Raw genomic sequence first — 16,959 nt, 5'->3', positions numbered from 1 at the left:
TCGTTTTAATAATCCATATTTAATCACTAATTTTGCCAGATGCAAAAAATGAAAAATCTAGCGTATATTGTCGTGATGCTTTTAGTACTAACTTCATGTGGAGAGTACCAAAAAGTATTAAACAAAGGAACTGTAGAAGATCAATACAAGATGGCTGTGAAAATGTACGAAGCACAAAAGTACGGAAAAGCCTTACGATTGTTTGAAAAAATTGTACCTTCATATAGAGGAAAACCTCAAATGGAGCGTATCCAATTTATGATAGCTCAGTCTAGCTTCAATGTAAAAGATTATATTTCTGCTGGTTATTATTTTAATAGATTTACGGGAAATTACCCAAAAAGTTCTAAGAAAGAAGAAGCCGCTTTTTTATCAGCATTAAGCTATTATAAAGCAGCTCCTAGCTTTAGTTTAGATCCAACAGATACAAACAAAGCGTTAGAATCTTTTCAGAAGTTTATTGATGCCTATCCTGATTCAGACAAGCAAGAAGAAGCAAATAAATATTACACAGAGTTACGCTCTAAATTAGAAAAGAAATATTTCGAAATAGCAAAAACATATTATAGAACTGCAGATTATGATTCTAGGAATTACAAGGCGGCTATCGTTGCATTTGATAATTTGTTAGAAGATTATTTAGGAACCAAGTATAAAGAAGAAGCTTTATACTATCGTTTAAAAGCAGCCCATGATTTTGCAATGAAGAGTACGCAACGTAGAAAAGCAGAAAGAATAAAAGAAGCAGTCAAAGCGTACGATAAGCTTAAAAGAAATTTCCCTGAATCAAAATTCATGGAAGAATCAAACGAAATGTTAGCAACATTAAACAAAGAACAAGAACAATTAGTTAAAGGTTAAAAAATGGATTATAAAGAAACGAAAGCGCCGTTAAGTACTATAACTTATGACAAAGAAGCTATCGAAGCTCCAACGCATAATATCTATGAAGCTATTTCTATTATAGCTAAGAGAGCTACACAAATTAATTCTGATTTAAAAAAGGAATTAGTAGATAAGTTAGATGAGTTTGCTACTTATAACGATAGTTTAGAAGAAGTTTTCGAAAACAAAGAGCAAATCGAGGTTTCTAAATTTTACGAGCGTTTACCAAAGCCACATGCTATTGCAGTAGAAGAGTGGTTAAATGGTAAAGTTTATTATAGAACTCCAGAGACAAAATAATATGTCTGTACTAAGCGGTAAAAAAGTTTTACTTGGTGTTACCGCCGGTATAGCGGCATACAAAACAGCGAACTTAGTTCGCTTATTTATAAAATCAGGCGCAGAAGTCAAAGTAATTATGACTCCTGCGTCTAAAGATTTTATAACACCTCTTACACTTTCCACCTTATCAAAAAATCCAGTTCATTCTACTTTTTATGATAAAGAAGATGAAAATGAATTGTGGAATAATCATGTAGATTTAGGGTTGTGGGCAGATTTAATGTTAATTGCTCCAGCAACAGCAAATACCTTGTCTAAAATGACAAATGGCACATGTGATAATTTATTATTAGCAACCTATTTGTCAGCAAAATGTCCAGTGTATTTTGCACCTGCGATGGACTTAGACATGTACCAGCATCCATCAACAAAAACTAGTTTAGAAAGTTTACAAAGTTTTGGAAATATATTAATTCCTGCTACTTCAGGAGAATTAGCAAGTGGATTAGTTGGTGAAGGTCGTATGGCTGAACCAGAGGATATTGTTGACTTTATAGAAAATGATATAGTATCTAAATTACCACTTCGTGGAAAAAAAATATTAATTACAGCAGGACCAACCTATGAAGCGATAGATCCTGTACGTTTTATAGGAAATCATTCTTCTGGTAAAATGGGATTTGAAATTGCAAAAACAGCAGCTAATTTAGGAGCTGAGGTGATTTTAATAGCAGGTCCATCACATCAACAAGTAAATCATTCATTTATTCATAGAGTAGATGTAAAGTCGGCGCAAGATATGTATGACGCTTGTCATCAATATTATGCTGATGTAGATGTAGCAGTATTATCTGCTGCAGTTGCCGATTACAGACCAAAAAATGTGGCAACTCAAAAAATAAAAAAGAAGGAAGCAGCGTTAAGTATTGAGTTAGAGCCAACTAAAGATATTTTAAAATCTCTAGGAGAAATTAAGAAAAAACAGTTGTTAGTTGGGTTTGCATTAGAAACGAACGATGAGGTACAAAACGCAAAAAGTAAGCTTACACGCAAAAATTTAGATTTTATTGTATTAAATTCGTTACGTGATGCAGGTGCCGGTTTTGCAACCGACACTAATAAAATTACAATTATTGATGCTGATTTGAACGAAAAATCATTCGATTTAAAATCGAAAAAAGAAGTGTCAAAAGATATCGTTAACGAAATAATACAAAAATTAGATGCGTAAATTAGCCTTTATAGTTTTTCTTTTTTCAATTGTTTTTTCATCTCATTCGCAAGAATTGAATGCTACTGTAATTATCAATTCAGATAAAGTACAAAGTAGTAATAAACAAGTGTATCAAACCTTGCAAAAGGCGTTAACAGAGTTTATCAACGATAAACAATGGACGAATCGAAACTTTAAACAGCAAGAGCGCATAAATTGTGCATTTAACATTATTATAAACGAACAAAATGGAAGTAACTTTTCAGGCACTTTACAAGTGCAGTCTACACGACCAGTTTATAATTCAACTTATGCAACGCCAGTTTTAAATATTAACGATACGAATTTTAATTTCCGTTACAACGAATTTGATCCGTTAATTTATAATCCAACGGTTTACGAATCTAATTTAATTTCTATGATAGCTTTTTATGCGTATGCAATTATAGGAGTAGATGCTGATACTTTTGCCTTAAAAGGAGGAGAAACTTATTTAAAGCAAGCAGAAAGTATTATGCTATTAGCGCAATCTAGTGGAGAATCAGGTTGGCAAAACGAAGTAGGAAAACAAAACCGTTTTGCTTTGATAGATAATTTGTTATCTTCAAAGTTTAGTACGCTACGTAGTATTTATTATAACTATCACCGTAATGGGTTTGACAATTTAGCTGACGATAAAAGTTCAGCAAAAGAAGCTATAGAAAAAAGTGTTTTAGATTTGGATAAACTATTTAATATTGCAGTAGGAAACTATATGATTCGTGTTTTTTTAGATGCAAAAGGAGATGAAATCGTAAATGTTTTTTCAGACGGAATTCCTTCTAAAAATCAATCACAAATGTTAGCCGTTCTTAATAGAATTGCCCCGACCTATAAAAGTAGATGGAAAAATATTAAGTAAAATGAAGTTTAGAAAAATAGTTTTATTTTTAGTTCTAATCTTGATTATAATATTTGTTACGGTAAAAGGAATAGTATTTGATGGAGACTTAACAAAGTTTGACCATGTATTACTACTAATTATTTTCTTGTTTTTAATATTTAAAGAGAAAGTTTATAAGCTGTTGAAAATTCGCTAGACTTCCTTAGTTTTTGGTTGATATAATTCAATCAAAATCCTTACTTTTATTCCTTTTAAAGAATAAAATTTGTTAACACATTTATCCATACAAAACTACGCGCTAATCAATCAGTTATCGATTGATTTTACAAAAGGTTTATCTATCATTACTGGTGAAACTGGAGCTGGAAAATCTATTCTATTAGGAGCTTTGGGTTTAGTGATGGGTAACCGCGCTGATTTATCATCTTTAAAAGACACTGAAAAAAAATGTGTAATAGAAGCACAATTTTCATTAGAAGGTCATGACTTACAAGAGCTGTTTGAAGAGTTAGATGTAGATTATGAAGTAGAGACAATCATTCGAAGAGAAATTTTACCTTCAGGAAAATCACGTGCTTTTGTTAACGATACACCGGTTACCTTATCGGTACTTTCTGCTTTAAAAACGAAACTGATAGATATTCATTCACAGCATCAAACTTTACAGTTATCAGATGTAAGTTTTCAGTTTTCAGTAATTGATGCCCTGGCAAAGAATCAAGCAAAAATAGCTTCTTACAAAAGAGGATTAAAAGCCTACAGTAAATTAAAAAAAGAGCTAAAAAAACTTGAGGAAGAGACAGAAAAATCAAAAGAGCAATACGAGTATAACTTACATTTGTTTAATGAGCTTGAAGAAGTAAAATTACAAGTAGGAGAACAAGAAGTTTTAGAAGAGAAGCTAGATAAATTAAACAATATTGAAGATATAAAATTGAATTTATCAGAGGCATTAGGAGTCTCAGTAAATGAAGAAATAGGTATTCAAACCTTATTACTTTCCTTAGAAAATAAGCTACAGAAAATAAGCTCATATTCAAAAGAATATGAAGAATTAGCTAATAGAGTAACGAGTGTTAAAATTGAGTTAGATGATGTAGTTACAGAATTGGAAAGTGCTAATGAAGAAGTAGAATTCAATCCTAATGAAATAGAAGAATTGAACGATAGGTTACAGTTAATTTATAACCTTCAAAAGAAACATTCTGTTGCAACAATAATTGAGTTGCAAGAAATTTACGAGTCGTTATCGGAAAAAGTAGCACAGGTTGAAGATGCTGGAGGATTGATTGCTAAAAAGGAAGTAGAAATAAAAGAGGTTGCTCAAAAGTTAGATGAAGTAGCAAACATGATTACAACATCGAGAAATAAGATAATTCCGAAGTTAAAAAAAGAAGTAGAATATCTTTTATCTGAACTAGGAATGCCCAATGCTCGATTTGCGATTGAGTTACAGCCTTCAGAAGATTATCTATCTAACGGAAAAGACAATTTAGAGTTTTTATTTTCTGCTAATAAAGGCGGAAATTTTGGAGAGTTAAAAAAGGTAGCATCAGGAGGAGAATTATCTCGAATAATGTTATCTATCAAAAAAATATTATCAGAAAATATACAATTACCAACCATTATTTTTGATGAAATTGACACGGGAGTTTCAGGTGAAGTTTCTAATAAAATAGCAAAAATAATGCAGGATATGGGAATGAATATGCAGGTAATAACTATTACGCATTTACCACAGATAGCTTCTAAAGGAGTACAACATTACAAAGTATTTAAAGGAGAAGAAGCAGGTGTAACTACTTCAAATTTAAAACTGTTATCAGAAAGTGAGCGAATTAGAGAGATTGCAGAAATGCTAAGTGGGAAAGACATTTCTGAAAGTGCCTTGACCCATGCAAAGGAATTATTAAATTAAAGAGTATATTTGCTTTCTAAACGAACAACGATAGACTAAAATATTTTAAATATGTATAATTTATTAAAAGGAAAAAAAGGAATTATTTTTGGAGCATTAGACGAAAATTCTATTGCATGGAAAGTTGCTGAACGCGCTCACGAAGAAGGAGCAGAGTTTGTATTAACCAACGCGCCAATTGCAATGCGTATGGGAGGAATCAAAGATTTAGCAGCAAAAACCGGTTCAGAAATTATTCCTGCTGACGCTACTTCTATGGACGATTTAAACAATTTAGTTGAAAAGTCTATGGAAATTTTAGGAGGTAAAATTGATTTCGTTTTACATTCAATCGGAATGTCAGTAAACGTACGTAAAGGAAAACACTATACAGATTCTAACTACGATTTTACAACAAAAGGATGGGACGTTTCTGCAGTATCTTTTCATAAAGTAATGAATGTTTTATACAACAAACAAGCTATGAACGAGTGGGGAAGCATTGTTGCGTTAACCTATATGGCAGCACAACGTGTATTCCCAGATTATAACGATATGGCTGATAACAAAGCGTATTTAGAAAGTATTGCTCGTAGCTTCGGATACTTCTTTGGAAGAGATCATAAAGTACGTGTAAATACCATTTCTCAATCACCAACACCAACTACTGCAGGTCAAGGAGTAAAAGGTTTTGACGGATTTATTTCATATGCTGAAAAAATGTCTCCATTAGGAAATGCGACAGCGTTAGAATGTGCAGATTACACAATTTCGTTATTCTCAGATTTAACGAAGAAAGTAACCTTACAAAACTTATTCCACGATGGAGGTTTCTCTAACATGGGAGTTAGTGATTCAGTAATGGAAAGATTTATAGAAGAGTAAGATCTTTATTGAAATAGAATATAGATAAAATGCAAATCGTTAGATTTGCATTTTTTATTGATAGCTACAAAATGAACAATATTTTACAGATAGAAAAGGAGTTAGCACCGTTAAGACAACAATTAAAAGAGCACGAGTTGTACAATTCGTTACAACATATTGACGATGTAAAACTATTTATGGAATCACATGTATTTGCTGTATGGGATTTTATGTCGTTGTTAAAAGCTTTGCAACGAGAGCTTACTTGCGTAACCTTACCTTGGTTACCTGCTGTAAATACCAAAACAGCTCGTTTTATCAATGAAATTGTATTAGGTGAGGAAACAGACATAAATGAGTTAGGAGAGCCTAAAAGTCACTTTGAAATGTATATTGATGCGATGCGTCAAGCAGGAGCTAGTACAGTTCAAATTTCAAGTTTTATTTCAGAGATCATTGACGGAAAGCCTGTTGAACTTGCAGTAGAAGGTTGTTCTATTATTGAAGAAGTTAAAGACTTTGTAAATTTCTCTTTTGAGGTAATCAAAACAGGACAACCACATATTATTGCATCTAGTTTTACCTTTGGAAGAGAAGATGTGATTCCTGATATGTTTTTAGAAATTGTAAAAAATACAGAAGAGAAAGAAGGAAGTTCATATAGCAAACTAACGTATTATCTGAACAGACATATAGAGTTAGATGGTGATGAACACGGACCGTTATCGTTACAAATGATAGAAGAGTTGTGCGGGGAAGATCAGCAAAAGTGGGATGATGTATTATATTATGCTAAAGAATCATTACAAAAAAGAATACAACTTTGGGATGGAATTGCTAAACAAATTAATCAAACAGTGTTAGCATAATGAATTTACAGTTTTCAATAATAGTACCTGTTTACAATCGTCCTCAAGAAATTGATGAGTTGTTAGATAGTCTAACAAAACAAGAGTTGAAAGACGATTTTGAGGTATTAATTGTTGAAGATGGTTCAGAAAATTCATCTGAAGAAATTGTAAAAAAATATACGGCTCAACTCAATTTAAACTATTTTTATAAAGAGAATAGTGGGGCAGGAGCAAGTCGTAATTATGGAATGCAGAGAGCATCTGGAAATTACTTCATTATTCTCGATTCCGATGTAATTGTTCCATCACAATATCTTTCCGAAGTAAAAAAAGCTTTACAAGAAAATTACGCTGATGCTTTTGGTGGTCCAGATGCAGCGCACCCTAGTTTCACCTCTTTACAAAAAGCCATTAATTATTCGATGACTTCGGTATTGACAACTGGAGGAATTAGAGGGAAGAAAAAGTCGGTAGGGAAATTTCAACCTAGAAGTTTTAATTTGGGTTTATCAAAAGTTGCTTTTGAAAAAACAAAAGGTTTTTCAAAGATGAAGGCAGGAGAAGATATTGACTTGACTTTTCGTTTGTGGGAAAATGGTTTTGAAACGCAACTAATAGATAAAGCTTTTGTATATCACAAACGCAGAAGTACCGTTAAACAGTTTTTTAAGCAAACTTTTGCTTTTGGTACAGCAAGACCTATTTTAAACAAAAAATATCCTGAAACGGCAAAATTAACCTATTGGTTTCCGAGTTTGTTTATTATCGGGATTGATTTTTCGATTATAGTAGCATTTTTTGGGTGTTGGCAGTTGTTAATTTTTTATGGATTTTATTTTACCTGTATTTTTTTAGATTCTCTTCTACAAAATAAAAACCTAAAAGTAGCTTTGTTAAGTGTTGTTACAACGATAACTCAATTTTATGGTTACGGGTTAGGTTTTTTAGAATCTAGGTTTCTAAAAAAATAAAAGCTCCCAATTTCTTGAGAGCTTTCATAAGTTATAACATGTTAAGAATTATTTCTCTGGATTTAAAATACCTAAGATATATCCGTTAGTTAAATATTTTTTAGCTATTTTTTGAATATCTTTTGTAGTTAAAGAGTTTACACTTTCTTCAAAAGAAGCTACTTCTGAAGCATCATTATTTTGATAATCCACATTTTTAATAGTACTTAACCAAAAACGATTCTTTTTAAGGTCTTCTTTGTAGTCAGCAATCATTCCTTTTTGAGCTTTCATTAAATCTTCTTTAGTTGGCCCATTTTTAACCACAGAAGCAACTTCAGCAACAGAAATGTTCTTTAACTTTTCAACATTTTCAGGAGCACAAGGATATGAAATTGTAAAGTTATACCAACCGTAAGGCATTTTGTTTAAACTACCACGAGCACCAGCAGAATAAACACCACCTTCTTGCTCACGTAGTTTCTCAATTAACTTAATTCCTACTACTTCTCCTAAAACTTTAAAGGCTAAGGCATCTTTTTTATTGTAATTCGCTTCTCCTTGGTAAGTAATACGAACATTACTTTTAGGATCTTTTCCTTTTTCTACCACCTTAGTGTGAGAACCTGATAAAGGTCTAAAATCAGTAACTTTATACTTTTCGTTTGAATTTTTTCCTGGCAAACCAGCAATATATTTAGTAGCGTATTCAGCAAGTTTCTTTTCATCAACGTTTCCAACAAAATAGAAGTTGAAGTCTCCTGCATCTGCAAAACGCTCTTGGTATTTTTGATAAGCTAAGTTGTAATCAGCAGCTTCATATTTTTCAGGAGAAGGAAAACCAGTATAACGAGGATCTTTTCCATAAGTAAATTCACTCATTTCTTTTTGGAAGAAGAAATTAGGGCTAGCTAATAAGTTTCCTAAGAAGCTTTTTTGTTTGTTTACATAAGAACCAAATGCTTTTTCATCTTTATTTAAAGAGGTAAAGTATAAGTGTACCATTTGGAATAACTCTTCTAAATCTTTAGGAGTAGCAGTACCTCTAAATCCTTCACTTAAACTAGAAATGTAAGGAGAAACACGAACGATTTTACCAGACATCATTTTAGATAAATCTGTCTTAGAGAAACCGTTAATACCTGCTTCTGAAAGTCCGCTATTAGCAAAAGCAGTAGCTTTTAACTCTTCATCAGAATATAACGAAGTTCCACCAAAACTAAATGCTTCAAATAAGATTTCATCATTTTTAAAATCAGTTTTCTTATAAGTAACTTTAGCGCCATTGCTTAAAATCATGGTTTTGGTCCCTAAGTCTTTATTTTCAGTAACCTTTGTAATAGCACCAGGTATTGGTTGCTTGGTAATTAAAGAAGCAGCAACAGCTTTATCTTCATAAGGTTTTAATTCTTTAGTTTTAACGTTGTTTAAAGCGTCTAAAACTTGTTGCTCGGTAACTACTTTTTTAGGTCCAGTAATTACTACAACACGGTTATCGTCATGCAAATAATTTTTAATAAGGTTATTTACTTCTTCTAATTTTACAGAAGGTAATAACATTTGGTGTGCTTGGTACTCCCATTCAATACCAGGAATTGGCTCTTGCTCTAAGAAATTATTTACATATTGACTAATAATTCTGTTAGATTCTCTTTTGTCTTTATCCTTAAAAGCTTTTTCCATACGAGCACTAACGTTCATTTTTGCACGATCTAATTCTCCTTGTTGAAAACCGTATCTTTTAACACGTTCACTTTCATCTAATAAAGCTTGTAATCCTTTTAATTGACCATCGGCACTTACACTTGCTCTTGATTGATAAGCTTCTTTACCACGAGCCCAGGTTCCACCATGATAACTGAATCCGTAAACAAAAGGAGGGTTTTCACTATTACGTAATTCATCTAAACGATTATTAATCATTTGAGCAAATAGAGACTGAACAATTGAATTTCTGTAATCAGCAACAGTTGTTTCAGGTTTTGCTTCATCGTAATCTTTATACATTAACTGTACACTTGCAAAAGGAGCTTCTTTATCAGCTTCAATAGCAATAAAAGTTTCTTTATGATTTTTTAATGGAGCAACTTCTCTTTTACGAGGATTTTTAACTGCAGGTATTTTACTAAAATGTGATTTGATTTTTTCTTCTAATATCTCAACACTTACATCACCAACAGCAACCACAGCCATTAAATCTGGGCGATACCAATCTTTGTGAAAGCGACGAATACTTTCATGTTTAAAGTTTTCTATATTTTCTTTAGTACCGATAGGTAACCTTTCGGCATATTTAGAACCATGCATTACTTTTGGTAAGTATTTTTCTAACATACGGCTGTCAGCTCCTCTACGAGAACGGTATTCTTCTAAAACAACACCACGTTCTTCATCAATGTCTTTTCCTTCTAATAAGGCTCCGTGTGCCCAATCTTCAAGAATTTGAAAACCTTTTTCAAGTTTTTCCTTATCATCACTTGGAATAGGTAAAATGTATACAGTTTCATCAAAACCTGTATAAGCGTTTAAGTGTGCACCAAATTTTACCCCAATTGATTGTAGGTAATCTACCAACTCATTCTTTTTAAAGTTTTTGGTACCATTAAAGTTCATGTGTTCCATGAAGTGAGCTAACCCTAATTGGTCATCATCTTCTAAGATTGAACCTGCATTTACAACTAATCGTAGCTCTACTTTATTGGCTGGTTTAGGGTTTTGTTTGATGTAATAGGTCATTCCATTTGATAGTTTTCCTATCTTAACTGAAGGATCAGTCGGAATGTTCATAGCAGTTACTTTTTCTTTTTTGTTTAGCTTTTGTTGTGTTTCTTTTAAAGCTTGACTATACCCCGTGGATATAATGAAGGCCAGGGATAGTCCTAATACGACTTTTTTCATAGTGAATGAATTTTTAATTTGAGAGCAATTTACAAGGAATTATTAATAAACTAAAGAATTAGTTATTTAAATTGTGTTAAAATAAAAAAGCTCCCAATTTTTTGAGAGCTTTTATAATAGTTAGATGATTTCTTTAATAGTTTCTGGTGGACGTCCAATAACAGCTTTGTTACCATTAATTACAATTGGTCGCTCTATTAATTTCGGATTTTCTACCATAGCTTTTATAATTTCAGTATCCGATAATTCTTTTCCCTTGAAGTTATCTTTCCAAATTTGCTCATTTTTACGAACCAACTGAATAGGAGGGATACCTAATAAATTGATAATATCTTTTAATTCTCCTTCAGAAGGAATAGTGTCTAAATATTTTACAACTTCAAATTCTTTTGCAGAGTTCTCTACGATTTCTAAACCTTGACGAGATTTAGAACAACGAGGATTGTGGTATATTTTTATCATTTCTAAGAGTTTTAAAATTTTTAATCTTCTTTTTGCCCCATCATCATTAAATAGGCTTTTAAAAACGGATTGATATTTCCGTCCATAACCGCATCTACATTTCCTGTTTCATGAGCGGTACGTACATCTTTAACTAACTTATATGGGTGCATTACGTAATTACGAATTTGGCTTCCCCATTCATTTTTCATCTTATTTGCTTCAATTTCATCACGGGCAGCCAATCGTTTTTGTAATTCAATTTCGTATAACTGAGATTTTAACATCTGTAAAGCTGTAGCTCTGTTATCGTGTTGCGAACGAGAATTTGAACACTGAATTTGAATTCCCGTAGGCTTATGTACTAATTGTACTTTTGTTTCAACCTTGTTTACATTTTGCCCACCAGCTCCACTTGAACGAGCTGTGGTAATTTCAATATCAGCTGGGTTTACCTCAATTTCGATAGAATCATCAGCTACAGGGTACACGTACACAGAAGCAAAAGAAGTGTGACGTTTTGCATTACTATCAAAAGGAGAAATACGGACCAAACGATGCACGCCATTTTCACCTTTTAACCATCCAAAGGCATAATCACCTTCAAATTCTAAAGTAACTGTTTTTATACCAGCAACATCCCCTTCTTGGTAGTTTAAGGTTTTTATTTTATATCCTTGTTTTTCTGCCCACATGGTATACATACGAGTAAGCATTTCTGCCCAGTCACAACTTTCTGTTCCTCCAGCACCTGCCGTTATTTGAATAGTAGCACTTAAGCTGTCACCTTCTTCAGAAAGCATGTTTTTAAACTCAATATCTTCTAAAAAAGTAGCTGTTTTTTCATATTGTTCTTCAACTTCACTATCCTCAACATCTCCTTCCTTATAAAAGTCATACAATACTGCTAAGTCGTCATTCATGCTTACAACAGCATTGTAATCTTCTACCCATTTCTTTTTAAAACGGAGTGATTTCATTACAGCTTCGGCCTCTTTTGGATTGTTCCAAAAATCAGGGTTAGCTGTTTTTTCTTCTTCATTTGAAATTTCAATTAACTTCTTGTCAATTTCTAAATATCCTTTTAACTTGCCAATTCGTTCAGCGATATTTTTAAGCTGTTCGTGTGTAATCATAAATGCAAAAATACATTTTATAAATCGTAGTTAGAAATGGAAATAAACTTAATAAGTGACACGGTAACAAAACCAACCAAAGGTATGTTGGATGCAATGATGAGTGCTAAAGTAGGCGACGATGTTTTTAAAGCAGACCCAACAGTAAATTTACTCCAAGATAAAGTTGCAGACATGTTTGGAATGGAAGATGCGTTGTTTTTTCCTTCGGGTACCATGGCAAACCAAACTGCGATAAAAATTCATACACAGCCAGGTGATAGAATGTTTTGTGATAAATGGGCACATGTGTATAATTATGAAGGTGGAGGAGCAGCTTTTAATGCTGGAGTGACTTCTTGTTTGATTGATGGAGATAGAGGAATGTTTACAGCTGAACAGTTAGGTAGTTTAGTTGGAGGAAGAAATGATATCCATACTCCGTATAGTAGGTTAGTTTGTGTTGAAAATACAACGAATAAAGGAGGTGGTGCTTGTTGGGATTTTGAAGAGTTACAGAGAATTCAAAAAGTAGCTAAAGCAAATGATTTGGCTTATCATTTGGATGGAGCGCGTTTGTTTAACGCGTTAGTAGCAAAAAATGAAACTCCGAAGCAATATGGAGAATTGTTTGATACGATTTCAATTTGTTTATCAAAAGGTTTAGGGGCGCCTGTAGGTTCAGTTTTGGTAGGTAGTAAAAAGTATATTGAAAAAGCATTGCGTGTGCGTAAATTGTTTGGTGGAGGAATGCGTCAAGCAGGTTTTTTAGCAGCAGCGGGAATTTATGCTTTAGATAATCAAGTGGAACGTTTAGCTGAGGATCATCAAAAAGCAAAAGAAATAGGGGCTGTTTTAGAAAAATGTTCTTACGTAGTAAAAGTTGAACCTATTGAAACTAATATTGTTATTTTTTATGTGGAAGATTCAATAAATCCAGATGATTTTATGAAAAAAATGGCAGATAAAGGAGTATTGTTAATTTCTATGGGAGAAGGAAAAATACGAATAGTTACTCATTTAGATTATACTGATGTAATGCATGAAAAGCTACTAGAAGAATTGAAAGCGTTTTTTTAAAAGAAAACTCTTACTACGGGAGTAAAACCTGAAGCATAAATACTTTTATCTTCGTCATATAGAACATCGTATTGTATTCCCAAGGATACACTACCTGTTCTATATGAAATTCCTAAGTTCAATGCAGGGTAGCTGTACTTTTCAGAGAATGAATTAGACTTTCTGTGAACATACATTTGTTGTAAATCTGAAGAAAGCTCTATTTCTCTAATAGGCCTGTATAGTATAAAAATGTTTGGACTAAAAATATTTGAGTTAAAAGAATCTTTTTTATTATAAGAATACCCAATACCCACACCTAGAGAAAAACTATCGTTAAAATCATATACAGCAGCAGGAGATATAGAAAGGGTGGTATTATTGGAACCAAAACCAAAACCAGCGCTACCTCCAAAGCGAACATTGTTCCAAAAATTATCTTCCTGAGTAAAAGCAATAGTAGAACAAATTAAAAATCCAAAAAGTATTAATTTTCTCATATATAAAAGGTTAACTCAGCTAATATAGGAAATAGTCATCACAAAATGTTAAGAGAAGTTTATAAAATAGTTAGTAAGTTTTTAATTTAAATCTTCAAGTTTAGCTAATTCTTTGTAGTTTTTATTTAATTTACGTAATAATATACCATATAGTAATTGGTAAAAGCACCATAAAATTATCACCATAATAATTAATACTACTATAGTAACAATTATTGAAACTAAAATTTGTTTAGAGTTAAATTCTGGATGAGTTTTAAGTGTTGCAATAGAAACAATAACTCCAAAAATAAATACATACAACAAGTTAAATAAAACATAGTACTTTACAGTTTTTCTTGTTTTAATAATCTTGTCCATTAGAGTCTTTGTTGAGTCGACTACAGATATACTTTTATAGTTCAAATAAAACTTAATTAAAAAATAAAATAATATTGGATAAAGAACAAATTGCGAATAAAACATGAAGTTGTATAGTCCAAGTTGTCGGTATTCGTTGTATGCTTCTTCCATATCAACAACAAAATATAAAGAATTCAATAAAACAAATTCTAAAATTCCAATAATAAAAATCCATTTTACAATTGATGATGACTTGGAATGCGCCATCTTATATATATCAACCTTAGAAACTTTGCGTGTTTCTTCTGGTTGATTTTCCCAAGCTTTTTTATATTTATCTAAATCCATTAACTTATGGGTTTAATACTTTTTTTAATTTATCCTTTGCTCTATTCATTTTTACTCGAGCATTTACTTCACTAATACCTAAAGTATCTGAAATTTCTCTGTAAGATTTATCTTCCAAATACAAAAAGATGAGTGCTTTATCAATATCATTTAATTTACGTATTGCACTGTACAGCGCTTTTAATTGTAACTCTTCTGTGTCATCATAATCCTCTGCTTTAATTTTAAATGAATACTCTGTGATATCTTGTGTTTGTATTGTTCTAGTTGATTTACGATATAAAGAAATTGCAGTGTTAAGTGCTACACGATACATCCATGTACTAAATTTTGCATCTCCTCTAAATTTGCTGTAATTTTTCCATAGTTGAATAGTAATTTCTTGAAACAAATCATTATGAGCATCTTGGTTAGTAGTGTAAATTCTACATACCTTATGTACAATGTTTTGATTGGCTTCGAAATCGTCTAAAAATTTATTTTCTAGTTCTTTTTCCACAAAGTTTGATAAAGTTGATATGTTATAGGTAGCCTAAAAATACAAATTGTTACAACTCATCCTAAAAAAAATACAATTCAGCTTGTTTTTGTTTTTAAAAGCTGATTTCTAATAGAGATTTGTACAAGAATTAACCATAAAATAATAACATGAAATTTTTAACACACATTTTAATAGCAATAATATTGTTTACAGTCGAAACAATTTCTGCTCAAAAACACAACGTCACAGCTACAGTTATTAACGCAACATCTGATGCAGGGAGTATTAAATATGCGTTATATACCAAAGAGAATTTTAGGAAAGAGCCAGTGCAAGCAAAAGAAGCTAAAATCAAGGAAGGAAAAAGCACTGTAGTATTTAAAAATATACCTGCAGGTGAGTATGCAATTATTTGTTTTCACGATGCAAACAATAATAACAGAATGGATTTTGAACCTAGTGGAATGCCTTTAGAAGATTATGGAGCATCGAATAATAGTTTATCTCGTTTTGGCCCTCCACGATATGAAGAGGCTAGGTTTTTAGTTACAGATAAAGATGTATCTTTCGAAATAAAATTTTAAAATTATATGAAACCCTCATCAAAAAAAATGTTTAAGAGCTTTAAAAATGATGTTTGGCTTTGTTTAAAACTTACAATTGTTTTCGGTATAGTTTTTACATTAATAAATCAAGCATTTAGTTTAAATGAAGCAGGGTTGGTGTTTTTATTTTCAGGAATGTATTCATTTATTCTCGGACTAGGGAATGGTGTAATTAATGATTATTTAAGTGCTAAGTGGGATTGGGTTACGCAAACCAATCAGCGAGTTTGGTGGGGTATTATAGCAACAGTAATTTATACAATTGTAGCAGTTTTAGGAATACATTACATTCAATATTTTGTAATCTTTTCAAATAAAGTAGAAAACTTTTTTACAGGACAATTTTTATGGATGCATCTATTTGCTATTATTCTTTCTTTAGGAATTGCAGCTTTTTTTCATGCAAAAGGTTTCATTGTAAACTGGAAGAAATCTATAAAACAAGAAACTACTCAGCATGAAATAGTAGCAAAAACAGAAACGGCAAAGTTTGAAACTTTAAAAAGTCAGATAGATCCACACTTTTTATTCAATAGTTTAAATGTGTTAACCTCTTTGATTAGTGAAAACCCGAAACAAGCAGAAAAGTTTACAACAAAACTATCAAAGGTATATCGCTATGTATTGGAGCAACGAAATAAAGAGCTAGTACCAATTCAAGAGGAATTACAATTTGCTAAAACTTATATGGAATTATTGCAAATGCGTTTTGAAGAGGCAGTAAAGTTTACAATACCTGAAGAAGTAAGTAACTCTGAGTTAAAGATAGTTCCGTTGTCGCTTCAGTTACTACTAGAAAATGCTGTGAAACACAATGTGGTTTCGGCTTCAAAACCACTAGAGATAAGCATTTTTGAAGAAGATGGTTTTCTAAAAATTCAAAACAATATCAATCCCAAAGAAGCTATAGGTAAAAGTACAAAAGTAGGGTTGAGAAACATAGCAGATCGTTACGGATTAATAACCGATAAAAACGTTCAAATAATTAATAATAACAAAACATTTACAGTGTGTTTACCTCTGTTAATTAATATAAAAAATAGTATTATGGATACAAAAAGTCTAGAAAATAGTAATTACGTAAAAGCAGTAGAAAGAGTAGAAAAACTAAAAGAATTTTATCAAAATTTAGTTTCGTATTGTATAGTTATCCCTTTTTTAATATTTATAAACCTTAAAACATATTCAAGATTTCAATGGTTTTGGTTTCCGATGATAGGTTGGGGTATAGGGTTAGTTTTTCACTACTTAGAAGTAAATAACTACAATTTATTTTTAGGAAAAAACTGGGAAGAGCGTAAGATTAAAGAATTAATGGAGGAAGAAGAAAAATACAAATAAG

General features: G+C 31.8%; 17 protein-coding genes. 11 read left to right on the top strand and 6 right to left on the bottom strand.

Features of this window, described 5'->3' with window-relative positions; genetic code table 11:
- Nucleotides 1-48 precede the first annotated feature (48 nt).
- The 8 genes from C8N26_RS10935 (at nucleotide 49) to C8N26_RS10900 (ending at nucleotide 7,849) form a co-directional block, all read left to right on the top strand.
- Complete coding sequence (locus C8N26_RS10935) at nucleotides 49-861, top strand: outer membrane protein assembly factor BamD (RefSeq protein ID WP_245962560.1); 813 nt, start codon at nucleotides 49-51, stop codon at nucleotides 859-861.
- A 3-nt stretch (nucleotides 862-864) separates the two neighbouring features.
- Nucleotides 865-1,185 carry a DNA-directed RNA polymerase subunit omega gene (locus C8N26_RS10930; RefSeq protein ID WP_028892653.1) on the top strand — a complete coding sequence of 107 codons (321 nt, stop codon included), beginning with the start codon at nucleotides 865-867 and terminating at the stop codon, nucleotides 1,183-1,185.
- 1 nt (nucleotide 1,186) lies between these two features.
- Nucleotides 1,187-2,398 (top strand): bifunctional phosphopantothenoylcysteine decarboxylase/phosphopantothenate--cysteine ligase CoaBC, encoded by a 1,212-nt coding sequence (gene coaBC / locus C8N26_RS10925; protein WP_120187320.1) that lies wholly within the window; start codon nucleotides 1,187-1,189, stop codon nucleotides 2,396-2,398.
- Nucleotides 2,391-3,281: a type IX secretion system protein PorD gene (gene porD / locus C8N26_RS10920; RefSeq protein ID WP_120187319.1), complete on the top strand. Its 891-nt coding sequence runs from the start codon at nucleotides 2,391-2,393 to the stop codon at nucleotides 3,279-3,281. The genes coaBC and porD overlap by 8 nt, the downstream gene beginning before the upstream one ends.
- 247 nt (nucleotides 3,282-3,528) lie before the next feature.
- Nucleotides 3,529-5,181, top strand: coding sequence for a DNA repair protein RecN (gene recN, locus C8N26_RS10915; RefSeq protein WP_120187318.1), 1,653 nt, complete (start codon nucleotides 3,529-3,531; stop codon nucleotides 5,179-5,181).
- A gap of 51 nt (nucleotides 5,182-5,232) precedes the next feature.
- Nucleotides 5,233-6,045 (top strand): enoyl-ACP reductase FabI, encoded by an 813-nt coding sequence (locus C8N26_RS10910; RefSeq protein ID WP_028892649.1) that lies wholly within the window; start codon nucleotides 5,233-5,235, stop codon nucleotides 6,043-6,045.
- Between the two features lie 71 nt (nucleotides 6,046-6,116).
- Nucleotides 6,117-6,896 (top strand): DUF3050 domain-containing protein, encoded by a 780-nt coding sequence (locus C8N26_RS10905; RefSeq protein WP_120187317.1) that lies wholly within the window; start codon nucleotides 6,117-6,119, stop codon nucleotides 6,894-6,896.
- On the top strand, nucleotides 6,896-7,849 hold the full coding sequence (locus tag C8N26_RS10900; protein WP_120187316.1) for a glycosyltransferase: 954 nt from the start codon (nucleotides 6,896-6,898) through the stop codon (nucleotides 7,847-7,849). Before C8N26_RS10905 ends, C8N26_RS10900 begins: the two co-directional genes overlap by 1 nt.
- Nucleotides 7,850-7,897: 48 nt before the next feature.
- Here C8N26_RS10900 and C8N26_RS10895 read toward each other — a convergent pair whose 3' ends face one another.
- The 3 genes from C8N26_RS10895 to prfB all read right to left on the bottom strand — a co-directional run bounded on the left by C8N26_RS10895 (nucleotide 7,898) and on the right by prfB (nucleotide 12,303).
- Entirely contained in the window at nucleotides 7,898-10,726 is a 2,829-nt protein-coding gene (locus C8N26_RS10895; RefSeq protein ID WP_120187315.1) for a M16 family metallopeptidase, read from the bottom strand.
- 120 nt (nucleotides 10,727-10,846) lie between these two features.
- Nucleotides 10,847-11,188, bottom strand: a complete 342-nt coding sequence (arsC, locus tag C8N26_RS10890) for an arsenate reductase (glutaredoxin) (RefSeq protein ID WP_120187314.1) — start codon at nucleotides 11,186-11,188, stop codon at nucleotides 10,847-10,849.
- A 20-nt stretch (nucleotides 11,189-11,208) separates the two neighbouring features.
- A complete protein-coding gene (gene prfB, locus C8N26_RS10885) occupies nucleotides 11,209-12,303 on the bottom strand; it encodes a peptide chain release factor 2 (protein WP_120187313.1) in 1,095 nt (364 codons plus the stop codon).
- A 36-nt stretch (nucleotides 12,304-12,339) separates the two neighbouring features.
- Here prfB and C8N26_RS10880 point away from each other — a divergent pair, with 36 nt between their 5' ends.
- Entirely contained in the window at nucleotides 12,340-13,362 is a 1,023-nt protein-coding gene (locus C8N26_RS10880; protein ID WP_120187312.1) for a threonine aldolase family protein, read from the top strand.
- Here C8N26_RS10880 and C8N26_RS10875 read toward each other — a convergent pair.
- From C8N26_RS10875 to C8N26_RS10865, 3 genes are all read right to left on the bottom strand, one after another.
- On the bottom strand, nucleotides 13,359-13,841 hold the full coding sequence (locus tag C8N26_RS10875) for a hypothetical protein (RefSeq protein WP_120187311.1): 483 nt from the start codon (nucleotides 13,839-13,841) through the stop codon (nucleotides 13,359-13,361). The two genes, C8N26_RS10880 and C8N26_RS10875, sit on opposite strands and share 4 nt — an antisense overlap.
- A gap of 81 nt (nucleotides 13,842-13,922) precedes the next feature.
- Nucleotides 13,923-14,531, bottom strand: coding sequence for a hypothetical protein (locus C8N26_RS10870; RefSeq protein WP_120187310.1), 609 nt, complete (start codon nucleotides 14,529-14,531; stop codon nucleotides 13,923-13,925).
- 4 nt (nucleotides 14,532-14,535) lie between these two features.
- Complete coding sequence (locus tag C8N26_RS10865; protein ID WP_028892640.1) at nucleotides 14,536-15,030, bottom strand: RNA polymerase sigma factor; 495 nt, start codon at nucleotides 15,028-15,030, stop codon at nucleotides 14,536-14,538.
- Between the two features lie 149 nt (nucleotides 15,031-15,179).
- Here C8N26_RS10865 and C8N26_RS10860 point away from each other — a divergent pair, with 149 nt between their 5' ends.
- Both C8N26_RS10860 and C8N26_RS10855 read left to right on the top strand, forming a co-directional pair.
- Nucleotides 15,180-15,596 (top strand): DUF2141 domain-containing protein, encoded by a 417-nt coding sequence (locus C8N26_RS10860; RefSeq protein ID WP_120187309.1) that lies wholly within the window; start codon nucleotides 15,180-15,182, stop codon nucleotides 15,594-15,596.
- A 27-nt stretch (nucleotides 15,597-15,623) separates the two neighbouring features.
- Nucleotides 15,624-16,958 carry a 2TM domain-containing protein gene (locus C8N26_RS10855; protein WP_245962559.1) on the top strand — a complete coding sequence of 445 codons (1,335 nt, stop codon included), beginning with the start codon at nucleotides 15,624-15,626 and terminating at the stop codon, nucleotides 16,956-16,958.
- Nucleotide 16,959 lies beyond the last annotated feature (1 nt).

The sequence above is a fragment of the Tenacibaculum lutimaris genome, assembly GCF_003610735.1.
GTDB lineage: Bacteria > Bacteroidota > Bacteroidia > Flavobacteriales > Flavobacteriaceae > Polaribacter > Polaribacter lutimaris.
This window is presented reverse-complemented; position numbering and strand designations above follow the sequence as displayed.

What these genes read in the sequence shown, in the direction of transcription:
- prfB (WP_120187313.1), bottom strand. Translation starts at nt 12,303, where the DNA reads ATGATTACACACGAACAGCTTAAAAATATCGCTGAACGAATTGGCAAG.
- C8N26_RS10935 (WP_245962560.1), top strand. Translation starts at nt 49, where the DNA reads ATGAAAAATCTAGCGTATATTGTCGTGATGCTTTTAGTACTAACTTCA.
- C8N26_RS10910 (WP_028892649.1), top strand. Translation starts at nt 5,233, where the DNA reads ATGTATAATTTATTAAAAGGAAAAAAAGGAATTATTTTTGGAGCATTA.
- porD (WP_120187319.1), top strand. Translation starts at nt 2,391, where the DNA reads ATGCGTAAATTAGCCTTTATAGTTTTTCTTTTTTCAATTGTTTTTTCA.
- C8N26_RS10875 (WP_120187311.1), bottom strand. Translation starts at nt 13,841, where the DNA reads ATGAGAAAATTAATACTTTTTGGATTTTTAATTTGTTCTACTATTGCT.
- C8N26_RS10860 (WP_120187309.1), top strand. Translation starts at nt 15,180, where the DNA reads ATGAAATTTTTAACACACATTTTAATAGCAATAATATTGTTTACAGTC.
- C8N26_RS10905 (WP_120187317.1), top strand. Translation starts at nt 6,117, where the DNA reads ATGAACAATATTTTACAGATAGAAAAGGAGTTAGCACCGTTAAGACAA.
- coaBC (WP_120187320.1), top strand. Translation starts at nt 1,187, where the DNA reads ATGTCTGTACTAAGCGGTAAAAAAGTTTTACTTGGTGTTACCGCCGGT.
- C8N26_RS10870 (WP_120187310.1), bottom strand. Translation starts at nt 14,531, where the DNA reads ATGGATTTAGATAAATATAAAAAAGCTTGGGAAAATCAACCAGAAGAA.
- C8N26_RS10895 (WP_120187315.1), bottom strand. Translation starts at nt 10,726, where the DNA reads ATGAAAAAAGTCGTATTAGGACTATCCCTGGCCTTCATTATATCCACG.
- C8N26_RS10900 (WP_120187316.1), top strand. Translation starts at nt 6,896, where the DNA reads ATGAATTTACAGTTTTCAATAATAGTACCTGTTTACAATCGTCCTCAA.
- C8N26_RS10930 (WP_028892653.1), top strand. Translation starts at nt 865, where the DNA reads ATGGATTATAAAGAAACGAAAGCGCCGTTAAGTACTATAACTTATGAC.
- C8N26_RS10880 (WP_120187312.1), top strand. Translation starts at nt 12,340, where the DNA reads ATGGAAATAAACTTAATAAGTGACACGGTAACAAAACCAACCAAAGGT.
- C8N26_RS10855 (WP_245962559.1), top strand. Translation starts at nt 15,624, where the DNA reads ATGTTTAAGAGCTTTAAAAATGATGTTTGGCTTTGTTTAAAACTTACA.
- arsC (WP_120187314.1), bottom strand. Translation starts at nt 11,188, where the DNA reads ATGATAAAAATATACCACAATCCTCGTTGTTCTAAATCTCGTCAAGGT.